Source organism: Pseudomonas helleri (assembly GCF_045830615.1).
GTDB classification, from domain to species: Bacteria; Pseudomonadota; Gammaproteobacteria; order Pseudomonadales; family Pseudomonadaceae; genus Aquipseudomonas; species Aquipseudomonas helleri.
Genome location: NZ_CP174501.1, coordinates 4,444,125 through 4,465,275 on the forward strand (window position 1 = coordinate 4,444,125; position 21,151 = coordinate 4,465,275).

24 protein-coding genes are annotated in these 21,151 nt (G+C 58.2%); 8 read left to right on the forward strand and 16 right to left on the reverse strand.

Features of this window, described 5'->3' with window-relative positions; genetic code table 11:
* Nucleotides 1-8 precede the first annotated feature (8 nt).
* The gene (locus tag ACJJU9_RS20060; protein ID WP_019412143.1) at nucleotides 9-290 is read right to left on the reverse strand and encodes an HU family DNA-binding protein; all 282 of its coding nucleotides are present in this window, start codon (nucleotides 288-290) and stop codon (nucleotides 9-11) included.
* Between the two features lie 397 nt (nucleotides 291-687).
* Between ACJJU9_RS20060 and yejK the strand changes: the two genes are divergently transcribed.
* Complete coding sequence (gene yejK, locus ACJJU9_RS20065) at nucleotides 688-1,692, forward strand: nucleoid-associated protein YejK (protein ID WP_048368212.1); 1,005 nt, start codon at nucleotides 688-690, stop codon at nucleotides 1,690-1,692.
* A complete protein-coding gene (locus ACJJU9_RS20070) occupies nucleotides 1,692-2,042 on the forward strand; it encodes a glutaredoxin family protein (RefSeq protein ID WP_407729370.1) in 351 nt (116 codons plus the stop codon). Before yejK ends, ACJJU9_RS20070 begins: the two co-directional genes overlap by 1 nt.
* Nucleotides 2,043-2,114: 72 nt before the next feature.
* On the opposite strand, the gene ACJJU9_RS20075 is transcribed toward ACJJU9_RS20070, so the two are convergent.
* The 4 genes from ACJJU9_RS20075 to ACJJU9_RS20090 are packed head-to-tail and all read right to left on the reverse strand — an operon-like array spanning nucleotide 2,115 to nucleotide 4,876.
* Nucleotides 2,115-2,378 (reverse strand): GIY-YIG nuclease family protein, encoded by a 264-nt coding sequence (locus ACJJU9_RS20075; protein WP_048368214.1) that lies wholly within the window; start codon nucleotides 2,376-2,378, stop codon nucleotides 2,115-2,117.
* Nucleotides 2,379-2,380: 2 nt separating this feature from the next.
* On the reverse strand, nucleotides 2,381-2,851 hold the full coding sequence (locus ACJJU9_RS20080) for a nuclear transport factor 2 family protein (protein ID WP_123749675.1): 471 nt from the start codon (nucleotides 2,849-2,851) through the stop codon (nucleotides 2,381-2,383).
* Between the two features lie 56 nt (nucleotides 2,852-2,907).
* Complete coding sequence (locus ACJJU9_RS20085) at nucleotides 2,908-4,227, reverse strand: CynX/NimT family MFS transporter (RefSeq protein ID WP_273222249.1); 1,320 nt, start codon at nucleotides 4,225-4,227, stop codon at nucleotides 2,908-2,910.
* Entirely contained in the window at nucleotides 4,217-4,876 is a 660-nt protein-coding gene (locus ACJJU9_RS20090; protein ID WP_153373936.1) for a FadR/GntR family transcriptional regulator, read from the reverse strand. The genes ACJJU9_RS20085 and ACJJU9_RS20090 overlap by 11 nt, the downstream gene beginning before the upstream one ends.
* A 165-nt stretch (nucleotides 4,877-5,041) precedes the next feature.
* Here ACJJU9_RS20090 and ACJJU9_RS20095 point away from each other — a divergent pair, with 165 nt between their 5' ends.
* Together ACJJU9_RS20095 and ACJJU9_RS20100 are read left to right on the forward strand one after the other, a co-directional pair.
* A complete protein-coding gene (locus ACJJU9_RS20095) occupies nucleotides 5,042-5,350 on the forward strand; it encodes a type II toxin-antitoxin system MqsR family toxin (protein WP_048389771.1) in 309 nt (102 codons plus the stop codon).
* Nucleotides 5,350-5,826: a type II toxin-antitoxin system MqsA family antitoxin gene (locus ACJJU9_RS20100; protein WP_048389772.1), complete on the forward strand. Its 477-nt coding sequence runs from the start codon at nucleotides 5,350-5,352 to the stop codon at nucleotides 5,824-5,826. Before ACJJU9_RS20095 ends, ACJJU9_RS20100 begins: the two co-directional genes overlap by 1 nt.
* Nucleotides 5,827-5,848: 22 nt before the next feature.
* Here the strand turns inward: ACJJU9_RS20100 and ACJJU9_RS20105 are convergent, their stop codons facing one another.
* From ACJJU9_RS20105 to ACJJU9_RS20120, 4 genes are all read right to left on the reverse strand, one after another.
* Complete coding sequence (locus ACJJU9_RS20105; protein WP_048368223.1) at nucleotides 5,849-6,613, reverse strand: amino acid ABC transporter ATP-binding protein; 765 nt, start codon at nucleotides 6,611-6,613, stop codon at nucleotides 5,849-5,851.
* A gap of 12 nt (nucleotides 6,614-6,625) precedes the next feature.
* The gene (locus ACJJU9_RS20110; protein ID WP_407729371.1) at nucleotides 6,626-7,723 is read right to left on the reverse strand and encodes an amino acid ABC transporter permease; all 1,098 of its coding nucleotides are present in this window, start codon (nucleotides 7,721-7,723) and stop codon (nucleotides 6,626-6,628) included.
* 10 nt (nucleotides 7,724-7,733) lie between these two features.
* Nucleotides 7,734-8,915: an amino acid ABC transporter permease gene (locus ACJJU9_RS20115; RefSeq protein ID WP_048368469.1), complete on the reverse strand. Its 1,182-nt coding sequence runs from the start codon at nucleotides 8,913-8,915 to the stop codon at nucleotides 7,734-7,736.
* 68 nt (nucleotides 8,916-8,983) lie between these two features.
* On the reverse strand, nucleotides 8,984-10,012 hold the full coding sequence (locus ACJJU9_RS20120) for an amino acid ABC transporter substrate-binding protein (RefSeq protein ID WP_048368227.1): 1,029 nt from the start codon (nucleotides 10,010-10,012) through the stop codon (nucleotides 8,984-8,986).
* A gap of 419 nt (nucleotides 10,013-10,431) precedes the next feature.
* Between ACJJU9_RS20120 and ACJJU9_RS20125 the strand changes: the two genes are divergently transcribed.
* Nucleotides 10,432-11,088, forward strand: coding sequence for an alpha/beta hydrolase (locus ACJJU9_RS20125; protein WP_407729372.1), 657 nt, complete (start codon nucleotides 10,432-10,434; stop codon nucleotides 11,086-11,088).
* An 84-nt stretch (nucleotides 11,089-11,172) separates the two neighbouring features.
* Nucleotides 11,173-12,663 carry an ATP-dependent RNA helicase RhlB gene (gene rhlB, locus ACJJU9_RS20130; protein WP_048368230.1) on the forward strand — a complete coding sequence of 497 codons (1,491 nt, stop codon included), beginning with the start codon at nucleotides 11,173-11,175 and terminating at the stop codon, nucleotides 12,661-12,663.
* Between the two features lie 78 nt (nucleotides 12,664-12,741).
* On the opposite strand, the gene ACJJU9_RS20135 is transcribed toward rhlB, so the two are convergent.
* The 4 genes from ACJJU9_RS20135 to moaC all read right to left on the reverse strand — a co-directional run bounded on the left by ACJJU9_RS20135 (nucleotide 12,742) and on the right by moaC (nucleotide 16,106).
* Nucleotides 12,742-14,763, reverse strand: a complete 2,022-nt coding sequence (locus ACJJU9_RS20135; protein WP_407729373.1) for a type VI secretion system tip protein VgrG — start codon at nucleotides 14,761-14,763, stop codon at nucleotides 12,742-12,744.
* Between the two features lie 156 nt (nucleotides 14,764-14,919).
* The gene (moaE, locus tag ACJJU9_RS20140; protein ID WP_407729374.1) at nucleotides 14,920-15,387 is read right to left on the reverse strand and encodes a molybdopterin synthase catalytic subunit MoaE; all 468 of its coding nucleotides are present in this window, start codon (nucleotides 15,385-15,387) and stop codon (nucleotides 14,920-14,922) included.
* Between the two features lie 3 nt (nucleotides 15,388-15,390).
* The gene (moaD, locus tag ACJJU9_RS20145; protein ID WP_407729375.1) at nucleotides 15,391-15,636 is read right to left on the reverse strand and encodes a molybdopterin converting factor subunit 1; all 246 of its coding nucleotides are present in this window, start codon (nucleotides 15,634-15,636) and stop codon (nucleotides 15,391-15,393) included.
* Nucleotides 15,633-16,106 (reverse strand): cyclic pyranopterin monophosphate synthase MoaC, encoded by a 474-nt coding sequence (gene moaC, locus ACJJU9_RS20150; RefSeq protein ID WP_407729376.1) that lies wholly within the window; start codon nucleotides 16,104-16,106, stop codon nucleotides 15,633-15,635. Before moaC ends, moaD begins: the two co-directional genes overlap by 4 nt.
* 163 nt (nucleotides 16,107-16,269) lie before the next feature.
* On the opposite strand from moaC, the gene ACJJU9_RS20155 reads away from it, so the two are divergent.
* A complete protein-coding gene (locus ACJJU9_RS20155; RefSeq protein ID WP_048368235.1) occupies nucleotides 16,270-16,716 on the forward strand; it encodes a DMT family transporter in 447 nt (148 codons plus the stop codon).
* A 68-nt stretch (nucleotides 16,717-16,784) separates the two neighbouring features.
* On the opposite strand, the gene ACJJU9_RS20160 is transcribed toward ACJJU9_RS20155, so the two are convergent.
* Together ACJJU9_RS20160 and ACJJU9_RS20165 are read right to left on the reverse strand one after the other, a co-directional pair.
* Nucleotides 16,785-17,684, reverse strand: coding sequence for a LysR substrate-binding domain-containing protein (locus tag ACJJU9_RS20160; protein WP_407729377.1), 900 nt, complete (start codon nucleotides 17,682-17,684; stop codon nucleotides 16,785-16,787).
* A gap of 86 nt (nucleotides 17,685-17,770) precedes the next feature.
* Nucleotides 17,771-19,165: a PhoH family protein gene (locus ACJJU9_RS20165; protein WP_407729378.1), complete on the reverse strand. Its 1,395-nt coding sequence runs from the start codon at nucleotides 19,163-19,165 to the stop codon at nucleotides 17,771-17,773.
* A 481-nt stretch (nucleotides 19,166-19,646) separates the two neighbouring features.
* Between ACJJU9_RS20165 and ACJJU9_RS20170 the strand changes: the two genes are divergently transcribed.
* A complete protein-coding gene (locus tag ACJJU9_RS20170; RefSeq protein WP_123749661.1) occupies nucleotides 19,647-19,967 on the forward strand; it encodes a hypothetical protein in 321 nt (106 codons plus the stop codon).
* Nucleotides 19,968-20,009: 42 nt separating this feature from the next.
* Here the strand turns inward: ACJJU9_RS20170 and ACJJU9_RS20175 are convergent, their stop codons facing one another.
* Complete coding sequence (locus ACJJU9_RS20175; protein WP_407729379.1) at nucleotides 20,010-21,137, reverse strand: polysaccharide deacetylase family protein; 1,128 nt, start codon at nucleotides 21,135-21,137, stop codon at nucleotides 20,010-20,012.
* Nucleotides 21,138-21,151: the final 14 nt, after the last annotated feature.

Genomic DNA, 21,151 nt, shown 5'->3' on the forward strand with positions numbered 1-21,151 from the left:
ATGCGTTCTTACTTGTTAACAGCGTCAGTCAGGCCTTTAGCCACAACGAGCTTGATAACTTTCTTGGCAGCGATTTCGATGGCAGCGCCAGTCGAAGGGTTACGGCCAGTACGGGCAGGACGCTCGGTCACTTTCAGTTTGCCAATACCTGGCAGAGTGATTTCGCCGCCATTTTCCAGCTGATCAGCAACGATTTGACCCAGTTGGTCCAGCAGAGCACGCACGGTAGTTTTCGGTGCGTCTACAGCTTCAGCCAGATCAGCGATCAGTTGGTCTTTAGTAATAGCCATTGAGATGTTCCTTCCCTATCAAATTCATTTGGTTTGCAAAGTGCAAGGTCAGCTATCGAGCCAGAAATCGAGGGTCTGGCACGCCCGTTTGCTTTCACGACGAATCGCGGATGTAGAGTGCTAAAACGGAGTTTGGTTCGACCTGACACAGGCTGAATGCATGCTTTGCGCCGTTACACAGCGCAAGACCGGGCAAAACTAGCACAGAGACGGTTAAATATCCGCCTCTACCTCGCCATTTGGTCAGCTTTATCGCCTTAAAAGCGTAAAAAAACCGCTCTACACCGTCCATCCCCTCCCTAAAGGCGGTACGAAGGCTGCCCAGTGGCTCAGGTGCGGTACACTTAGCGCCTTTCCGGGCGCATGCCCTCCCCGCTCATTATTCGCCGAGAAGCCCATGCCGATCCGTCATTGCATCGTTCATTTGATTGAGAAAAAACCCGACGGTACGCCCGCTGTTCTCCACGCCCGCGACTCTGAATTGGCCGAGTCCCAGGCCATCGAGAACATGCTCGCAGACCTCAACGAAAGCTATAACGCCAAGCAAGGCAAAGCCTGGGGCTTTTTTCATGCTGAATCCGGGGCGCATCCGTTCAGCGGCTGGCTCAAGGAGTACATGGAGGGCGGTCAGGACTTCACCGCGTTTAGCCGTGTGGCCGTCGAGCACCTGCAAAAGCTGATGGAAGAATCCAACCTGTCAGTGGGCGGCCACGTGCTGTTTGCCCATTACCAGCAAGGCATGACCGACTACCTGGCCATCGCCCTGTTGCACCACAGCGACGGCGTGGCGGTGAACTCGGAACTGGACGTGACCCCGTCACGTCACCTGGACCTGGGCCAGTTGCACCTGGCGGCACGGATCAATATTTCCGAGTGGCAGAACAACAAACAGTCCAAGCAGTACATTTCTTTTATCAAAGGCAAAAACGGCAAAAAGGTCTCTGAGTATTTCCGCGACTTTATCGGTTGCCAGGAAGGCGTCGACGGCCCCGGCGAAACCCGCACGCTGCTCAAGGCGTTCAGTGATTTCGTTGAAAGCGAAGACCTGCCCGAAGAGTCTGCCCGTGAAAAAACCAAGACCCTGGTGGACTACGCCAGCAGCCAGGCCAAAATCGGTGAACCGATGGGCCTCGAAGAGTTGTCGGAGTTGATCGACGAAGAGCGCCCAAAGGCGTTTTACGACCACATCCGCAACAAGGACTACGGCCTGTCGCCGGAAATTCCGGCAGACAAACGCACCCTTAACCAGTTCCGCCGCTTCACCGGGCGCGCTGAGGGCTTGTCTATCAGCTTTGAAGCCCACCTGCTGGGCTCCAAGGTCGAATTCGATGAAGAAGCCGGCACACTCGTTATCAAGGGCCTGCCGACCCAACTGCTCGACCAGCTCAAGCGCAACAAGTGATGTTGAACGGCATCCTCAAGAAAGTCCTGTTTGTGCTGGTGGTGGTCGTGGTCTTTCAGAACTGGGGCAAGATCGAGCGGGTGCTAAACCCCTCCGGTGTAGTCCCGGAACACACCCGGGCCAGCGCCCGGGTGGTGCTGTACGCCACCGAGTGGTGCGGCTACTGCAAGGCCACGCGACGCTTTCTGGACCAGAAAGGCATCCCGTACACAGAGTTTGATATCGACAAGGATGTCGCCGCCCGCCAGACCTACGAAGCATTGGGCGGGCGCGGGATTCCGATTCTGGACGTCAATGGCACCTTGCTCAGGGACTTCAACCCGGACGCAATCCTCGCGGCGTTGAAATAACCAAAAATCTGTAGGAGCGAGCTTGCCTCGCGATCTTTTGATCGTTTAAAAGATCGCGAGACAAGCTCGCTCTTACAGTGCCAACTGGCTTTGCACCAGGCACTCTTTGGCGCTTTTCTTGAGCTTTTTAATCAGCCGCTCCTGACGCAAGGCTTCGCCTTTGTCTGGCCACGATTCGACATAGACCAGGGCCACCGCAGGGCTTGAGGCAAAAAAGCGCGCGCCTTTACCGGTCTGATGCTGCACGAAGCGGCGCGCCGGGTCATCGCTGATGCCGCAATACAACGAACCATTGGCCGCACGCACCAAATACACAAACCAGGGTTTGGAACTCACATTTAACGTCCGGCTTGATACGCTTTGAGGCCTTTTTTCGCTTGGGCGCGAATGGCGTTTTTCACCAGCGGTGTCCAGCCCAGCAAAACGCCCTTGGCCCCCAGCGCCTGCCGCGACCAGCGCCACAGGTCAAAGTGGTCATGGTGCTCGCAAATTTTGCCGTCGCGAAAAACAAACCGGGCCTGAATATCGTTAACCACCGTATTGCCGGTCTGGCTGAACAGATACGTCGCCACCCAATGTGCACTGCCGCGTTGCGCATCGGCCTGAACCTGATCGAAGGTCAGGCTGAAATCCTTGGCCCGCGTGGTCAGCATGCGCCACATGTCGGTGGCGTTGTGACCGCGTAGTTCGCCAAAGACCGGGTCGCTGAACACTACGTCGTCGGTGTAGCACTCGCCCATCGCTTGCGCATCAAGCTGTGCAAACGCTTGGTAAAAACGCGTGATTAACGCTTGATGGTCTTGGCTCATGGCAGGGTCCGTGCGGGTAGGAATCTGTGCACGATAATCTGCAATGAGCCGAAACACTACGGGCTTTGAATTTTCTCGCTCTGCACGTTGACGTATAGCGCGCGCCCGGCCCCCAGGCCCGCGACAATGGCACACAGGCCAATCACGGCAAAAATCCAGCCCAGCGCATCCCAACCACCGGTCACTTCATGGACCACGCCCACTGCCAGCGGGCCCAGTGACGCCAGGGTGTAACCTACGCCCTGGGCCATGCCCGAGAGGTTGGCGGCGACGTGCGAGTCGCGAGAGCGCAGCACAATCAGGGTCAACGCCAGGCTGAACGTCCCGCCCTGCCCCAGACCCAGCACAACAGCCCAACTCCACAAGCTGTCCATCGGCGCATACAGACAGCCAAACAGCCCGGCCAGGGTCAGGCCCATGACCAGCACGATCGCCAGACGCTGATCCTTGCCCCGCGTCGCCAGCCAGGGCGCTGTCAGTGCCGTGGCCAACTGCACGATCACTGAACCTGACATCACCAGGCCGGCATCGGTCGGGGTCAGGCCGCGGCCGATCAGAATCGATGGCAACCAACCAAAAACGATGTAGGACAACGACGATTGCAGGCCCATGTAGAGCGTCACTTGCCATGCCAGCGGGTCGCGTAAAAGCCCCTGCACGCGGTAAGCCACGTTGTGCGCGCCTTGACGCTTACCCACCTGCGGCAACCAGAAAATGGCCGCCAACAAGGCCGGCAAGGCCCAAAAGCCCAGGCCCATTGCCCAACTGTCGCCCAGGTAATGGCTCAGCGGCACCGTCGCCCCGGCCGCCAGTGCTGCGCCGAGGCACAACGCCATGGTGTAGACGCCGGTCATGGTCCCGGCATGCCCGGCAAAATCGCGTTTGATAATCCCCGGCAGCAATACGCCGATCACACCGATACTGGCGCCTGCCAGAATGCTCCCGGCAAACAGCCCGACCTCACCCAGGCAACTGCGCAGCACGATCCCGCCGCCCAACGTCAGAAGAATCCCGAGCACCACCCGCTCAGTGCCAAAACGCCGGGCCAGAATCGGCGCCAGGGGCGCAAACACGCCCAGACACAGCACGGGCAAGGTGGTCAGTAAACCGGCCTGCGCGGCCGACAAGCCCAGGCTGTCCGACACAACACCCAGCAAGGGCGCCACGCTCGACAGCGCCGGGCGCAAATTCAGCGCCACCAGCACCAGCCCCAACAGCAACAACCACGGGCGCAGCACCACAGGGGGCGTCTGTTGTACGTGTTCGTCATCAACTTCGGCGTCGATCAGTAATTCTTCCAGTTCATCCAGATGACGAACGGCTTCGCTGCTGGCTGACGAGGGATGGTTCATGGCCTTCTCCGGTTCAGGGTTCATTGATCAACGTCCGGCAAAGCGCCATAGCCCGTTGTGGGTCTTGTTGTTTGACGGCCTCCAAGAGTTCGACATGCAGGTCGAACACCGATTGGCGGCGCGGGTAAATATCCAGCGTCTTGCGCAACTGACTGGAAACAATGCTTGAGGTGTAGCGGTACAACTCCGTCAACGCCGGGTTATGCGCGGCATCGATCACATGCTGGTGGAACTGCAAGTCACAGCAAATGTAGGTGTCGAGTTCGCCGTGATAGTGCTGGCCACTGAGATCGAGTGCTTGCTGCATCAGGCGCAAGTCCTCATCGGTACGGCGTACGGCCGCCAGGCCAACGGCCTCAACTTCAAGGATGTGGCGCATCTCGCGCACCTGGTCCATCGAACAGGCCGACAACGTGCGCAAGGTGTCCATGGGATCGACCCGCCCGCGCAAGTAACTGCCGTCGCCCTGACGGATCTCAATCAGCCCGGCAAAGGCCAGCACGCGCATGGCTTCGCGCACCGTATTGCGGCTTATGCCCAACTCCGCCGCCAATTCCGGCTCCGTCGGCAAGCGTTGGCCGACCTCCCAGGCGCCGTTGTTAATTCGCGTGCGCAGTTGTTCAAGGGCCTGATCGACCAGGGAGCGTTTTATCAGCGGAGAAGCGTCTGTCATGGAATCCGTCCTTTCATCCAATCATAGGATGAATTTTCTTACATGCTAGTCAGCGCCTTCCCTTAGAGCAATCAACTACAGATTAAAGGGCCGCTTAACTTGAAAAATAATCGTTGAACTAAAAACCCTTAAAGGGTAGTTTTGAGCGCATCGAGGCACTCTCTTATGGAAAAGAAGACACCCCACTACACCCTTCAGTGCATACAAGATGACGTAAAACGGCTGGGAGCCGTGGCGTTTACCAAAAGTGCGCTGGATGGTGGGCGCATGCTGGGGCTAACACTCGCCCAGATGCTCTGGGTGATCGCGTCTCTGGAGCGCAGGCTCTTGTACAAATCAATGTCGACTTACGCAGACCCCAAAGTCTGGCAAGACGTCTACCACGCTCAAGCCTACGGCTTGGCCCTGTACATCAAGGTGACCTACCGTCCCGGTGGAGGGCCGCCCGTCATTGCCTTCAAGGAAAAAGACTGATGAGCAAGCATGATTGCTACACCTGTGGCGCACCCAACGCGATGCACCCGTTCAAGGGCCGCGATTTCACAGTGACGTTCAAACAATTAACCCGCCACGTGCCCAATCTGGCAGGCGAGCAATGCAGTGAATGTGCTGAGGTCGAGTTCGATGCGCCCAGCGCAGAGCGTTATGCCCAGGCAGGTGATGAACTGATCGAGGATGCCAAGCGGGTCGTGGCAGACGAGATGAAACGTATCCGGCGTAAATTGCACTTCACCCAAAAAAGCGCGGTGCAGTTACTGTCCGGCGGCGGCCACAATGCGTTCAGCCGCTATGAGCGGGCCGAAGTCGAACCGCCCAAACCGCTGTTTGTGTTGATGCGCCTGCTCGATCGCCACCCGGAACTGGTCAAGGAGCTGCACGCGATCTACGAATGCGCGGATATCAATGCGCTGTTGGAGCAGAAGCAACAACAGCGCGAGAAAACACGTTAACCCCTCGGTCGCCGCGTTTGCATCAATGCAGAATTTGATTCAGGAACAGTTTGGTCCGGTCGTTCTGCGGGTTGTCGAAGAAATCATTCGGCGCAGCCTGCTCGACGATTTCACCCTTGTCCATAAAGATCACCCGGTTGGCCACGGTCCGGGCAAAGCCCATTTCGTGGGTCACGCAGAGCATGGTCATGCCGTCTTCGGCCAGGCCGATCATGGTGTCGAGTACTTCCTTGACCATTTCCGGGTCGAGCGCTGAAGTCGGCTCGTCGAACAACATGATTTTAGGCTTCATGCACAGCGCACGGGCAATCGCCACCCGCTGCTGCTGACCACCGGACAACTGCCCCGGAAACTTGTGGGCCTGCTCCGGAATACGCACGCGCTGCAAGTAATGCATGGCGATTTCTTCGGCCTGGCGCTTGGGCATTTTGCGCACCCACATCGGCGCCAACGTGCAGTTTTGCAGGATGGTCAGGTGCGGGAACAAGTTGAAGTGCTGGAACACCATGCCGACTTCACGGCGCACGGTTTCGATCTGCTTGATGTCGTTGGTCAGCTCAACCCCATCCACCACAATGCGCCCTTGCTGATGCTCTTCAAGGCGATTGAGGCAGCGAATGGTGGTCGACTTGCCCGAGCCCGAGGGCCCGCACAACACGATCCGTTCACCCGCCTGCACGTTCAGGTTGATGTCCTTGAGCACGTGAAACTGGCCGTACCACTTGTTAACGTCCTGCATCTGAATAATGCCTTCAGGGCTAGCAGGCTTTTTAATTGCTTCACTCATATCCAACTCCTACTAACGCTTGTGGCCAGTGTCCAGCTTGCGCTCCAGATGTATGGAGTAGCGGGACATACCGAAACAGAAAATCCAGAACACCAGGGCGGCAAACACATAACCCTCGGTCGCCATGCCCAGCCAGGTCGGGTCGGCGGCGGCTTGTTTGACGCTGTTGAGCAGGTCAAACAGGCCGATGATGATCACCAGGCTGGTGTCCTTGAACAGGGCAATAAAGGTATTCACGATGCCGGGAATGACCAGCTTCAGGGCTTGCGGCAAGATCACCAGGCCCATGCTGCGCCAATAACCCAGGCCCATGGCTGCCGATGCTTCGTACTGACCTTTGGGAATGGCCTGCAGGCCGCCGCGCACCACTTCGGCCACGTACGCCGACTGGAACAGGATCACCCCGATCAGCGCCCGCAGCAGCTTGTCGAAGTTCATGCCTTCAGGCAGAAACAACGGCAGCATCACCGAGGACATGAACAGCACGGTGATCAGCGGCACACCACGCCAGAACTCGATGAACGTCACGCACACCACGCGAATCGCCGGCATGTCCGAGCGACGCCCCAATGCCAGCAAGATGCCCAATGGCAGTGCTCCGGCGATGCCCACGGTGGCGATCACCAGCGTCAGCATCAGGCCGCCCCATTGGCTGGTGGCGACGGTGGTCAGGCCCCAATGCCCACCGTGCAGCAGGCTGTAGGCGAGAATCGGGTAGATCACCAAAAAGCTCAGCCCGTAGACCGCCTTGTGTTTGAAGCGCGAAATAAACAACGGCGCAGCACCAAAGATGGCCAACAACACCGTCGTATCGACGCGCCAGCGCAGTGCCGAAGGGTAATAGCCGTACATGAACTGGCTAAAACGCTGCTCGATAAACACCCAGCAGGCACCGCTTTTGGTGCAGTCTGCCCGGGTCGTGCCCACCCAATTGGCGTCAAATAGCGCCCAGCTCAGCAACGGCGGCACGATCAACCAGACCAGGTAGAGCGCAAACAGCGTAAGCAAGGTGTTGAGCCAACTGGAAAACAAGTTCGCCCGTGCCCAGGCAACCACGCCAATCCGGTTGCCCGGTGGCGGCATATCAGGTTTGAAAACATGCGTCGTCATGGTCGCGCCCTCACCGTTCGATCAGCGCAATGCGCGTGTTGTACCAGTTCATCAGCAGCGAAATGCTGATGCTGATCGCCAGATAAACGCTCATGGTGATGGCAATCACTTCAATCGCTTGCCCGGTCTGGTTCAGCACCGTACCGGCAAACAGCGAAACCATTTCCGGGTAGCCGATACCTGCCGCCAACGATGAGTTTTTCACCAGGTTGAGGTATTGACTGGTCAGCGGCGGAATGATCACTCGCAGCGCCTGCGGGATGATCACCTTGCGCAGCGTCGGCCCGGGGCGCAGGCCCAGCGAGGCAGCAGCTTCTGTCTGGCCATGGCTGACCGACTTGATGCCCGAACGCACGATCTCGGCAATAAAAGCTGCGGTGTACACCGTGAGGGCGATGGTCAGCGCCAACAGTTCCGGGATCAGCACCCAGCCACCAACAAAGTTGAAGCCCTTGAGCTCGGGCATTTCCCAATGCACTGGCGCACCGACTACCAGCGCGCACAGCCCTGGAATCACCAGCAACAGGCCCAACGCGGCCCAGAAGGTGTGAAACGCAACACCGGTGGCTTCAAAGCGTTTTTTCGCCCAGCGCACCATCACCACCACGGCCACAATCGCCAGCAGCACACTGATCACAAACGGCCAGAACGCAGGTGTCGCAATGGCGGCCGGCATGTTAAGGCCACGGCTGCTCATGTAAAACGTGTCGGCAAAATTGTGGCTGTTACGCGGCCCCGGCATGGTCAAAAAGACCGCGAAGTACCAGAACAGGATTTGTAGCAACGGCGGGATATTGCGAAAAACTTCGACGTAGACCGTCGCCAGCTTGTTGATCATCCAGTTCGGAGACAATCGCGCGACGCCGACAATAAAGCCCAGAATGGTCGCCAGGACCACGCCAATCACCGACACCAGCAGCGTGTTCAGCAGGCCGATTACAAAGACCCGGGCGTAGCTGTCGGACTCGGTGTAATCAATTAAATGCTGCGCAATGCCAAACCCGGCACTGCGTTCCAGAAAATCGAAACCCGAGGTAATCCCCCGGTGTTGCAGGTTGGTCTGAGTGTTGTTGAACAAGTACCAACCCATGAAGACCACCAGCGCGACGGTGATGATCTGAAATACCCACGCACGCACACGTGGATCGCCAAGGCTGAGCCTGGGCTTGGGTGCGCCGACTTTTGTCTGCATGAAATGCCCCAGTAAAAAATGGATCAAAAACAGCACCCGGTGGTTGGCCCACCGGGTGACAGGGCTTATCAGCGCACAGGCGGTGCGTATTGAATGCCGCCGTTGTTCCACAAGGCGTTCAGCCCGCGGTCAATGGCCAGAGGGGTGCTTTTACCGAGGTTTTTCTCGAACACTTCGCCGTAGTTACCGACCTGGCTGACGATCTGTACAACCCAGTCCTTCGGCAGTTTCAGGTCTTTACCGTATTCGCCATCCGCACCCAGCAAACGGGCAACGTCCGGGTTTTTGGTCGACTTGGCTTCAGCCACGACGTTTTTAGAGGTGATGCCGGCTTCTTCAGCGTTGAGCATGGCAAACAGTGTCCAGCGCACGATGCTGAACCAGTCTTCATCACCCTTGCGCACGACCGGGCCCAATGGCTCCTTGGAAATGGTTTCTGGCAAGACGATGTAGTCGTTCGGGTTGGCCAGCTTGCTGCGTTGTGCATACAGCTGGGATTTGTCCGAGGTCAGCACGTCGCAACGGCCGCTCTCAAGGGACTTGGCGCTTTCGTCAGAGGTATCAAAGGTGATCGGGGTGTATTTCAGGTTATTCGCCCGGAAGTAATCCGACACGTTAAGTTCTGTGGTGGTCCCGGCCTGAATGCAGATGGTCGCACCGTCCAGCTCCTTGGCACTTTTCACGCCCAGCTTGTTGTTGACCAAAAAGCCAACGCCGTCGTAATAGGTCACGCCGGTAAACAGCATGCCCATGCCCGCATCACGGGAACTGGTCCAGGTGGTGTTGCGCGACAGCACATCCACTTCGCCCGATTGCAGGGCAGTGAAGCGCTCCTTGGCGTTTAGCTGGCTGAATTTGACCTTGGTGGCGTCGCCAAATACGGCAGCGGCGACAGCGCGGCAGACATCGGCATCGATCCCCAAAATCTTGCCGTCTTTGTCAGGCACCGAGAAACCCGGCAAACCGTCGCTGACACCACACTGCACGAAGCCTTTCTTTTTAACGCCATCCAGTGTTGCGCCGGCATGAGCGAAACCCGTGACACTCAACACCACAGCGGCGGTGGCCAGGGCCAGGGTGGATTTCAACTGCTTCATTCAAACCTCCAGTCTTGCTTTGTTGTGTTTGAACAAGACCCGCCGCCCCCTTGTGAGGCATTGTTGACCCGTGTTGGCTTTTTATGGGGCCAAGCGGCATAAGCCTTGAGCGATGGATATATCGCACTCGCCTTCAAACTGAAGCGCTCACTTGAGCTGTTGAATTCCTTGTCTAACTTCACCCGTCAGGTGTTTTGCTGCCCCACCCTCGCCTGTAGCCTGTTAGTGTTACCCGCGAAGATGCTTCAGCTAACGTCCCTGTGCTCATAGCAAGGCCCGTACCACTGTGGAGATTTATGCCTCTCGATATGTTTCTTTAGGTAAAACGTTCAAGCAGGCGACATCTTCTTTAAATTTGAAACGAACACGCACTCTTCTTGCGCACGCTTTTTGCGCGAGCGCCCAATAATGGAGCAGCCATGACCGACCCTCTGATCCTTCAACCGCAAAAGCCCGCAGACGCTTGTGTGATCTGGCTTCACGGCTTAGGTGCCGACCGCTACGACTTCCTCCCGGTGGCCGAAGCACTGCAAGAAACGCTGCTGACCACGCGGTTTGTTTTGCCCCAGGCGCCGACCCGTGCAGTGACGATCAATGGCGGATATGCCATGCCCAGCTGGTACGACATCAAGGCCATGAGCCCGGCCCGTTCGATCAGTGAACAAGAGCTCAACGAATCGGCAGACACCGTGGTTGCGTTGATCGAAGAACAGAAAAGGGCCGGAATAGACGCCAGCCGAATTTTCCTCGCCGGTTTTTCCCAAGGCGGCGCCGTGGTCTTCCATACCGCCTATCTAAAATGGCAGGGCGCATTGGGTGGCGTACTTGCCCTCTCCACCTATGCCCCAACCTTCAGTAATGAGCTGGAACTGTCCGCCAGCCAGCAACGCACGCCGGCTTTGTGCCTGCATGGCCAATATGACGAGGTCGTCCAGAACGCCATGGGCCGTACCGCGTATGAGCACTTGAAGCGTTTGGGTGTGAGCGTTACATGGCAGGAGTACCCAATGGGGCACGAAGTGTTACCTGAAGAAATTCACGACATCGGTACCTGGCTGACCGAGCGCCTGCGCTAAAAACGAAACATCCAGTCGTTTACTACGCCGAGCACGCGACTTGCATTACACTGCCCGGCGTACACTCCTTAACCAACTGATGAGATGACCGTGCTCAAAGCACTCAAAAAAATATTCGGCAAAAGCGAGGCTGAGCCGCTCGCGCCAGCGTCCATGACTCCCCCCAGCAGCCCCAGCCCGCGAACCGACGCGCAACAGCCTGGCCGTTCTGCACCTGCACCCGCCGCGGTGTCCACGCCCGCAGCCACGCCCGCACCCGAACCTGCGCGCACAGAAAAACCCAAAGCGGCCAAACCACGGCGTGCACCGGCGCCAAAGCCTGTGGTCATCCCGTGGAAACTCGAAGACTTCGTGGTTGAGCCACAAGAAGGCAAAACCCGCTTTCATGACTTCAAGCTCACCCCTGAACTGATGCACGCCATCCAGGACCTAGGTTTCCCGTACTGCACGCCGATCCAGGCGCAAGTGCTGGGCTACACCTTGAGTGGCCGCGATGCCATTGGCCGTGCCCAGACCGGTACCGGCAAAACCGCAGCGTTTCTGGTCTCGATCATCAGCCAGCTCACCCAAACCCCGCCGCCCAAAGAGCGCTACATGGGCGAGCCGCGCGCGCTGATCATCGCGCCGACCCGCGAACTGGTCGTGCAAATCGCTAAAGACGCCGCCGACCTGACCAAATACACCAACCTCAACGTCATGAGTTTCGTGGGCGGCATGGACTTCGACAAACAGCTCAAGCAGCTGGAAGCCCGTCACTGCGACATTCTGGTGGCCACACCGGGCCGTCTGCTGGACTTCAACCAGCGCGGCGAAGTGCACCTGGACATGGTTGAGGTCATGGTGCTCGATGAAGCTGACCGCATGCTCGACATGGGCTTCATCCCGCAAGTACGCCAGATCATTCGCCAGACGCCGCCAAAGGCCGAGCGTCAGACCTTGCTGTTCTCTGCGACCTTCACCGAAGACGTGATGAACCTGGCCAAACAGTGGACCACCGACCCTGCGATCGTTGAAATCGAAGCGCAGAACGTGGCCAACGAATTGGTTGAGCAACACGTGTACGCGGTGGCGGGTGCTGACAAATACAAACTGTTGTTCAACCTGGTGAACGACAACGGCTGGGAACGCGTGATCGTATTTGCCAACCGCAAAGACGAAGTGCGGCGCATCGAAGAACGCCTGGTGCGCGACGGCATCAATGCTGCGCAACTGTCCGGCGACGTGCCCCAGCACAAACGCATCAAGACCCTCGAAGGCTTTCGCGAAGGCAAAATCCGCGTGCTGGTGGCGACCGACGTCGCGGGTCGCGGCATCCACATCGACGGCATCAGCCACGTGATCAACTTCACCCTGCCCGAAGTACCGGACGACTACGTGCACCGTATTGGCCGTACAGGTCGTGCGGGCGCAGCGGGTGTTTCCATCAGCTTTGCCGGTGAAGACGACTCGTACCAGTTGCCGTCCATCGAAGAAAAGCTGGGCCGCAAAATCAGTTGCGAAACACCGCCGACTGAACTGCTGCGCCCTGTGGTCAGAGCGGTACGCAAGCCGCATGATCCGAGTGAAACGGCTTAAAACGTCAGCCCCGACGTCTGCACAAGGGGCGGGTTTTCGCGATCTTTTAAGCCAAAAGATCGCGAGGCGAGCTCGCTCCTACAGTGGTTTTTTAAGAATTTCGCACTGCGGGCACACTGATTTTCCTTCGCTCAACGCCAGCATTTGCGTTGAAGGCGCTAGCGACATGCCCTGCATGGGCGCCACCTCCCCCGGCAACAACGGCACCGCAGGCAGGCCCGGTACGGGCAAGCCGCCCAGCAATATCGGGCAACTGGCGTAGATGCCCGCCGCACCAATCAATACATGCTGCCCGCCCGCCATCAGGGTGATGTTGGCCCCGGCTTGCAAGACCACCCGCGCCCCGGCCTTGATATGCACGTGCATACCCGCTTCAGCCACCAGCGCGTCGCCCACCACGGTGTGGCTGCTGACGGCCACGGCCAGGTGGTCGTTGGCCTTGAGCTGGACCTTGCGATCCAGGCTGACGGTGCGTTGTTCTTCTGCCTTGAGCACCGAGACGCTGTTGCCGGTGACGGTTTCTTCGCGCTTGCCCTCGATCTGCAAGCGGCTGTCGTTTTTGATGTGTTGTTGCAGATCGCGCTGGGCGTGGAGGTAGATGTGCTCCAGACCTTTGCGGTCTTCGATGCGCAGTTCGTTGTAGCCGCTCCCACCTGGAGTGCTGCGGCTACGTAATACGCTTTGGGTTTTGTTGGCGGGCAATGTGAGCGGGGTCGGGTTGAGGCTGTTGGCCAGGCAACCGCTGATGATGGGCTGGTCCGGGTCGCCGTTGAGGTAACCCACCAGCACTTCCATGCCCACGCGCGGGATGGTCACCGCGCCGTGGTTGTCCCCCGCCCAACTCGACGAGACGCGCAGCCAGCAGCTGCTTTGATCGTCATCGATAGCGCTGCGGTCCCAATGAAATTTAACCCGGACCCGGCCGTACTCATCGCAATGGATCTCTTCCCCCACCGGCCCGGTGACGCGAGCCGTTTGGCTACCGATCAGTCGCGGCTTGGGGAAGACGGTTTGCGGGCGGTAGGTCACCGCCTCTGGCGTGGCCTGGAAGGTGTTGCGATAGCCTTGGCTAAAGCCGCCTGCGTCGGCCTGGGCTGTGTTGGCGCCATACTCTTCCAGCACTTGCGGCTGCTTGCCTTCGTGCTGAACGCCAATCAACAGCCAGCCGCTATCGAACGTTGCATTGGGGTGCCCGGTCATCGGCAATAAATGCCCCGTACGCAGGCTGGGTTGATTGCTGCTACCGCTGGCCTGGCAGTAGCCGGCTTGATGATGCTCAAGTGTGCGCTGGCTTTGCCGTTGGCCTTGGGCCGTTTCAGTGAAGCGCCCCGGATAGCTGTAGTTTTCAAGCGCGCGTTCGTTATGTTCAGCGCTGCTGCCTGCCTCCAGCGTGCGGCTGGCCTGCTGAAAGTCATAATCGCGGCGAAACGTACGGTTGGTGCTGGCCTGCAAGCGCAGTCCAAAGTGATCGATGGACGGCTGCGAAGCAACCATGCCCGCACGGTGTACGTAGGGCGTCGGTTGGTTGAGCGAGGTAAACGCTTGCTGCTTGTCGCCGAACACCAGGTGATGGCCGTCTGGCGAGTGCCGAAAGTGGTAGTGGAAGCCCTCTTCGAAACACAGACGCTGAATAAAGCGCAAATCGGACTCGCCGTATTGCACGCAATAATCCCGTGGCGTGTAAGACGAGAACGAATTGAAGGTGTAGGCGTTGCCGAGAATGCCGTGCTCTTCGAGCAAGGTCTCGATGATCTGCTGCACGGTTAAATGCTGAAAAATTCGGTAGTTGGTGCGATGGGCCAGGTAGGCCAGTTGCGGTTCCAGTGTCAGGCGATAGTGCGTCAGCCGCGTACCGGGGCTGCTGCGACCCATACTGGAAATATGCCCGTGGATCCCCTGCCCCTGGCTGTCAAACGCAAGAAACGCAGGCTGATGCAGCCATTCCTCGAGGTCCAGGTCAGCGCGTGCGCTGACCAGTTCAAGTTCAAAGGCATAAGGCGTGCTGATGGCTTCATTGCCCGTGAAGGCCAACACCTGAAGCTCATGGTCGGCGCCCTTGATGCTCAAGCTAAAACGGTTGTTACGGGCTGAAATGGCCATCCGTGAATCCTTCCCGACAGAGAGGCAGGCACGCTAACGGATGAACAGGAATCGACGCTGTAGGAGACTTCTGAAAAAAATAAAAGAAATCACGCCGTGTCCTGGCTGCGATCTTTTATTCCCGAAAAGATCGCAGCCTTCGTGCCTCGGCAGCTCCTACAATTTGGGGAGTGAGCGCTGCCAGCGCTCGGCGGCGGCGTCGTCACTGGCCCGGCCTTCGACCCAGCGCGGGCCGTCGGCGGTCTGTTCTTTCTTCCAGAAGGGTGCGCGGGTTTTCAGGTAGTCCATCACGAACGCGCAGGCATCAAAAGCCGCCTGACGATGGGCGCTGGCCACACCGACAAAGACGATGGGCTCGCCCGGCTCCAGTGCCCCGACCCGGTGCAGCACTTCGAGGCTGAGCAGCGGCCAGCGCTGTTGCGCTTCGACCACGATTTTGGCCAAGGCCTTTTCGGTCATGCCGGGGTAATGCTCGAGAAACATCCCCGCCACGTCGCGCCCGTCATTGAAGTCGCGCACATACCCCACAAAACTCACCACCGCCCCCACACCCAGGTTGGCTGCGTGCAATGCGTTGACTTCTGCGCCCGGATCAAAGGCGGTCGTTTGCACCCGAATGGCCATGGCTCAGCCCCCGGTCACGGGCGGGAAAAAAGCCACGGTATCACCGTCTGTCAGCGGTTCGTCGAGCTTGCACAGTTCTTCATTGCGCGCGCACATCAGGTTGACTTCGGCCAAGACCTGCCACGCATCGCCCTGTTGCAACAGGTGCTGGCGCAACTGATCAACAGAGGTGAATTGGCCTTCGACCGAGACGCTGTCCAGCCCCAGCGCCTCACGGTAGCGGGCAAAGAAGTGCACGTGGAATGTCATGACGCGTCTGCCTGAAAGTGGCCGCTCTTGCCGCCGAGTTTTTCCAGCACACGCACGTTTTCGATGGTCATGCCACGGTCGACGGCCTTGCACATGTCATAAATAGTCAAGGCCGCCACGCTGGCAGCGGTGAGGGCTTCCATCTCTACCCCGGTCTGCCCGGACAGTTTGCAGCGCGCGATGATCAACACTGCGTCGATGCCTTGGGCGCTGAGTTCAACCTTGACGCTGGTGAGCATCAACGGATGGCACAGCGGGATCAGATCTGAGGTTTTCTTCGCCGCCTGAATCCCGGCAATTCGCGCCACGGCGAACACGTCGCCCTTGGGGTGGTCGCCATTGACGATCATGTCCAGGGTTTCAGCACGCATGCGTACCACGGCTTGTGCCACCGCCTCACGGGACGTCACCGCTTTATCGGTGACATCAACCATGTTGGCGCGGCCTTGGGCATCTAAATGAGTCAGCACAGGGAGTTCTCCAGACAAGAGCTGCCAGTGTAAGCCCGAGGTTGCGTTTTGCCCACGTATGCGACGGACATCGACCTCACGAATACCGCGCATCCGAACATCGAATTGGCCGCCTGGCGGGTTTGCACGTACAACGTGCACATCGTTCAGAGAGGTTAAATCCATGCCATTTTTTATAGCCATTGCCCTGAGTTTACTGGCCGGCGCCGCCGTACCGATGCAAGCCGGCAGCAACGCCCGACTCGGTGCCGTGCTCGGTCACCCGTTCTGGGCCACGGTCATTTCCCTGATGGTCAGCGGCGCGGCGATTGCGGTGGTGATGCTACTGGTCAAAGTGCCCCGCCCCAATCTTGGCGCACTGCTGGGCGGCCCTTGGTGGATGTGGCTCGGCGGCCTGGCCGGAGTGTTTTACATCACCGTGGCGCTGATTACCGTGCCGCGTCTGGGCGCGCTCAACTTCATCATGGCGGTGGTGGTGGGCCAGTTGATCATCTCGCTGGCGATTGATTACTTCGGCTTGCTCGGGCTGCCAAAAAACACCCCCAGCCTGCAAAAACTGTTGGGCGTAAGTGTGGTGCTGGCCGGATTTTTGATCGCTTCGCGCGGCTGATTATGGGTAGGAGCGAGCTTGCCTCGCGATCTTTTGATTTTTTAAAAGATCGCGAGACAAGCTCGCTCCTACAGTGAAATCTGGCGAAGCACACCCCGCAGCCAGCGATGCCCCGGGTCGTCACTGAAACGCTGATGCCAGACTTGTATGTAGTTAAAAGGAGCCACGTTCAACGGCGGCGGCAATCTGACCAGCGAATCGGCCAACGGCAGGCTGTCCAGTGTGCGAGTGGCAACCGTCAGGATCAAGTCCGTGTCGCCAATGACACTCGGGGCTGCACTCCAATGAGGCACGTTCACCGCGACATGGCGCTGTAAGCCCTGAGCGCGCAACACGTTGTCGACTTCACCCTGGGTGTTGCCGTCCATCGACACCAAGACGTGAGGGCGTTGCAGGTAGGTGTCGAGGTCCAGCACGCCACTCTCGGGCAGGACGTTGCGGTTGAGCAGGCAGGTAAAGGTTTCTTCGAACAGCACCTCGCTGCAGAGGAACTCGGGCAGCGTGGCGAAAACACCCAGCGCGAGGTCGATCTTGCCGTGCTCGAGTTGTTCGAGCATGCCCAGACGGCTGTCCTGGACCACCACCAGCGAAATGCCGGGCGCCAGTACTCGGAGTTGTTCCACCAACTTGGGCAACACGATGGCCGCGCCGTAATCGGACATCGCCACGCGGAATGTGCGTTGAGATTCCCCCGGCACAAAGTCGACCGACTGACCGAGCAAGGTTTCGATCTGCCCCAGAATCACCTTGAGCGGCGCCTGAAGGTTTTGCGCCAGCGTACTGAGTACCACCTCGTTGCCCTGCCGAATCAGCAGCGGGTCATTGAGCAATAACCGCAGCTTGCTCAGCGAATGGCTGATGGCCGGCTGGCTCAAGTGCAAACGCACACCGGTGCGGGTTACGTGCTTTTCCGTGAGCAGCGCATCGAGCACCACCAGCAGATTCAAATCGATAGTGCGCAGTAACACCTTGGCAGCTCCTGAATAAACATGGCTGGCGCCACAACGAAACCGGGCGGCTCTAGGCCGCCCGGATCAAGGTTATGTCAGAAGTGTTAGAGATGCGACTCTGCGTACTCGGCCAGGATCGAACGAGGGACGCCTTGCAGGGCGATGTGCACACCGTTGGGGAAGTCTTTGAAACGCTCCGTCAGGTAGGTCAGCCCCGAACTGGTGGCTGACAGGTAAGGCGTATCGATCTGCGCCAGGTTGCCCAGGCACACTACTTTAGAGCCCGCGCCCGCCCGGGTGATGATGGTTTTCATCTGGTGCGGCGTGAGGTTCTGGCACTCGTCAATCAAGATCAGGCTTTGCTGGAAACTACGCCCCCGGATGTAGTTCAGCGATTTGAACTGCAAAGGCACTTTGCTGAGGATGTAATCCACGCTGCCGTGGGTGTTTTCGTCATCCATATGCAGGGCTTCGAGGTTGTCGGTGATGGCCCCCAGCCACGGCTCCATCTTCTCGGCCTCGGTGCCCGGCAGGAAGCCGATTTCCTGATCCAGCCCTTGCACGCTGCGGGTACAGATAATCCGCCGGTAGCGCTTGCTGACCATGGTTTGTTCAATCGCCGCCGCCAGCGCCAGAATGGTCTTGCCCGAACCCGCCGCACCCGACAGGTTAACCAGATGAATATCCGGATCGAGCAAGGCAAACAGCGCCAGCCCCTGGTAAATATCCCGCGGCTTCAGGCCCCAGGCTTCCTGATGCAGCAACGGTTCCTGGTGCATGTCGAGAATCAGCAGGTGGTCCTTGCGCACCTCTTTGATCCAGCCCACAAACCCTTGCTCATCAATGATGAATTCGTTGATGTGCACCGCCGGCAGGTTTTCGTTCATTTGCACCTGATGCCAGGTGCGGCCGTGCCCTTGACGGGTTTCGACCTTGCTCACGCGATCCCAGAACGAACCGGTCATGGTGTGATAGCCGCGTGACAGCATCGACACGTCGTCAACCAGTTGGTCAGTGCTGTAGTCCTCGGACTCGACCCCACAAGCGCGCGCCTTGAGCCGCATGTTGATGTCTTTAGTTACCAGCACCACGTGCAGGCCCGGGTCACGAGCGTGCAGGTCAATCAGTTGATTGATGATGATGTTGTCGTTGAGGTTTTCAGGGAGCAGCGCATTAGGCTCTCTGCGCTTGTTCATCAGGATTGACAGAAAGCCCTTGGGGCCACTTTTGCCGCGCTGGATCGGTACGCCCCTTTCAACATCCTCTGGCGAGGCCACGCCCAGGGTCTGATCGATCAAACGAATCGCCTGGCGACACTCCGCTGCCACCAGTAGCTTGCCGGTTTTGAGTTTGTCGAGCTCTTCAAGCACCGTCATCGGGATAGCGACGTGGTGTTCCTCGAAGTTGAGCAAAGCATTTGGATCGTGAATCAGAACATTGGTATCGAGTACATAAAGGATTGGCTGGTTGGAAGAAGGAGTGCGTCCGTGATCATCCATACTCGGTCACCTTTGTGGGAGCCATTCGACGCAATACCGCAACAGTGCTGCGCCTCGAGTGACTGCCGAATTCATCTGTTTTCTGTCAGATGAATGCCCTGCCCGATGGGTCTTGGAAGACGCCACCTGTGTTGCAGGTTTCGGCGGTCTGTCTTGGTAATACTCCAAATCGTGTGACAAAAAAAAGTATTTTTACAGTTTGGCGGATTTATTTTTTTGACTGACGAATAGCCTTGGCGACCTGCAAAATTGCTACTAGGCTCAGTAGTTACCTGACACAACGCTGCGGCATTTAATCCAGTATTGGCCTGCATCAGCGCGCCGAAAACACCACCTCGAAATCTCCCCCCACAAGGCCGGACGGTTCTCACAAAACGCCGGGATGTGCCCTACCCATCTTTCTTTTTGGCAGCACTAAGCTTCGTGACGCACCGGCTCATTACGACCTGCGCTCACTACTGTTTATGCCAAAGGAATCCGTATGACCCCTATTTCCAAAACTCTGGAACAAATGCTGCTCGAGATATACCAGGACGGCAGCGTATCTGTGACTGAATACCGCCAGCTTCGCGACAACGCTGACGAGCGCATGGCGGCGGTCATCAATGAGTTTGGCCAGCACAACAACATCACCGCCTTCCAAAAAGCCATGGACGTCGCCATGCAACTACTACAGCTGTCAGTCATTGATGCAAAAAAAGCTCAACTGACCGATACCGGCGAAGCCATCGTCAAAGATGCCGTGGTCTCGCAAGTGGAATACCTTCGCGCAGGCTCAGAACTGGCCTTGCGCCTTTTGTAAGGGTTACAACAAAGCGCTCGCCCAATCGGGCGGGCGCATTGGTCACTGAGCCCCCAATGCCTCGCATTCCTCCCAGCCCAGCCCGCTCTGCACCGTCGCCTTGAGCAGCCAGGGCAATGCGCTGCGGACTTTGTCCTGAGTGTCGTGGAAGGCAATCAGCCCATGGCGCCACAACAACATCAAGGTCAATACGCGGTGTGCCGACTGCTCGGCCGTGAGGCTGCCGGCCAGGTCTTGCGAGTCAATGTTCCACAGCGCCACCTGCAAGCCCTGGGACTCAAAGAACGCCCCGCTGTCAGCCCGGCGCTGACCGTAAGGCGGCCGGAACAACGGCACGTAGTTTTGCGGCAACACCTGTTTCACCAGCGCGGTGCTACGTAGCACCGAGTCCTGCCAATTTTGCCAATGACTGTGTGCCCGATATTCCCACCCTTGCACGCCTACACATTGACCTTTGTACAGCGCCCTCAGGGCCTGCTCGGAGCTTTTGTCGAGACGAGCTTTCAAGCTGTTGCCCAAGACAAAAAACGTCGCGCTCATGGACTGTTTGCGCAGATAGTCAGTGAGCCAGTCGGTGGTGCCGCCAATGACCGTCGGGCCGCTGTCGAAGGTCAGCATGAACAGCCGGTCGTGCATGTTCTCGCCATTGAACTCCTGATCGCCCAGCAGCGCGATTTCGCTGCTGATTTGTGGCGACAGCGCGGCCAGGCGCAACTGTTCATCCAGGTAGCGGCGGTGAAACCCGGCACTCGGTTCGGCCCACTTCACGTAGAAAGAATCATCGGCCACTTCGAACTTGCCAGCCTGTTCACGCAGGCTGGCCATGTCTTCGACGTAATAACAGAACGAAGCATCCTGATCACAGCTTTGCTGAGCAAAGTTGTAATTGGCCAACAAGCGTTGCCACAGGCGCTGACGGACTTTATCAATCGCGTCCATATTGATGACCTTGAGGCCCAGGCGCTCTTTAAGGCCGTTCTCATCCAGCCCTTCGCTGACCAGCAGGGCGTGGGCGAACGTCAGGATCTCGGCACGCGAGGCGACATCGAACAGGGCCGGGCTGCTCAATGGCTCTGGCCAGGTCGTACGGTCCAGCGTCGCCGGATCATTGGGCGCCGCCACTGCCCCCAGACACAGCAGCCAGGCCGACAAAAAAAGAGCAATGCGCACAGAGCCATCTCCGT

Coding starts and splice junctions, on each gene's coding strand:
- ACJJU9_RS20060 (WP_019412143.1), bottom strand. CDS start 290: ATGGCTATTACTAAAGACCAACTGATCGCTGATCTGGCTGAAGCTGTA.
- yejK (WP_048368212.1), top strand. CDS start 688: ATGCCGATCCGTCATTGCATCGTTCATTTGATTGAGAAAAAACCCGAC.
- ACJJU9_RS20070 (WP_407729370.1), top strand. CDS start 1,692: ATGTTGAACGGCATCCTCAAGAAAGTCCTGTTTGTGCTGGTGGTGGTC.
- ACJJU9_RS20080 (WP_123749675.1), bottom strand. CDS start 2,851: ATGAGCCAAGACCATCAAGCGTTAATCACGCGTTTTTACCAAGCGTTT.
- ACJJU9_RS20085 (WP_273222249.1), bottom strand. CDS start 4,227: ATGAACCCTGAACCGGAGAAGGCCATGAACCATCCCTCGTCAGCCAGC.
- ACJJU9_RS20090 (WP_153373936.1), bottom strand. CDS start 4,876: ATGACAGACGCTTCTCCGCTGATAAAACGCTCCCTGGTCGATCAGGCC.
- ACJJU9_RS20095 (WP_048389771.1), top strand. CDS start 5,042: ATGGAAAAGAAGACACCCCACTACACCCTTCAGTGCATACAAGATGAC.
- ACJJU9_RS20100 (WP_048389772.1), top strand. CDS start 5,350: ATGAGCAAGCATGATTGCTACACCTGTGGCGCACCCAACGCGATGCAC.
- ACJJU9_RS20105 (WP_048368223.1), bottom strand. CDS start 6,613: ATGAGTGAAGCAATTAAAAAGCCTGCTAGCCCTGAAGGCATTATTCAG.
- ACJJU9_RS20110 (WP_407729371.1), bottom strand. CDS start 7,723: ATGACGACGCATGTTTTCAAACCTGATATGCCGCCACCGGGCAACCGG.
- ACJJU9_RS20115 (WP_048368469.1), bottom strand. CDS start 8,915: ATGCAGACAAAAGTCGGCGCACCCAAGCCCAGGCTCAGCCTTGGCGAT.
- ACJJU9_RS20120 (WP_048368227.1), bottom strand. CDS start 10,012: ATGAAGCAGTTGAAATCCACCCTGGCCCTGGCCACCGCCGCTGTGGTG.
- ACJJU9_RS20125 (WP_407729372.1), top strand. CDS start 10,432: ATGACCGACCCTCTGATCCTTCAACCGCAAAAGCCCGCAGACGCTTGT.
- rhlB (WP_048368230.1), top strand. CDS start 11,173: ATGACCGTGCTCAAAGCACTCAAAAAAATATTCGGCAAAAGCGAGGCT.
- ACJJU9_RS20135 (WP_407729373.1), bottom strand. CDS start 14,763: ATGGCCATTTCAGCCCGTAACAACCGTTTTAGCTTGAGCATCAAGGGC.
- moaE (WP_407729374.1), bottom strand. CDS start 15,387: ATGGCCATTCGGGTGCAAACGACCGCCTTTGATCCGGGCGCAGAAGTC.
- moaD (WP_407729375.1), bottom strand. CDS start 15,636: ATGACATTCCACGTGCACTTCTTTGCCCGCTACCGTGAGGCGCTGGGG.
- ACJJU9_RS20155 (WP_048368235.1), top strand. CDS start 16,270: ATGCCATTTTTTATAGCCATTGCCCTGAGTTTACTGGCCGGCGCCGCC.
- ACJJU9_RS20165 (WP_407729378.1), bottom strand. CDS start 19,165: ATGGATGATCACGGACGCACTCCTTCTTCCAACCAGCCAATCCTTTAT.
- ACJJU9_RS20170 (WP_123749661.1), top strand. CDS start 19,647: ATGACCCCTATTTCCAAAACTCTGGAACAAATGCTGCTCGAGATATAC.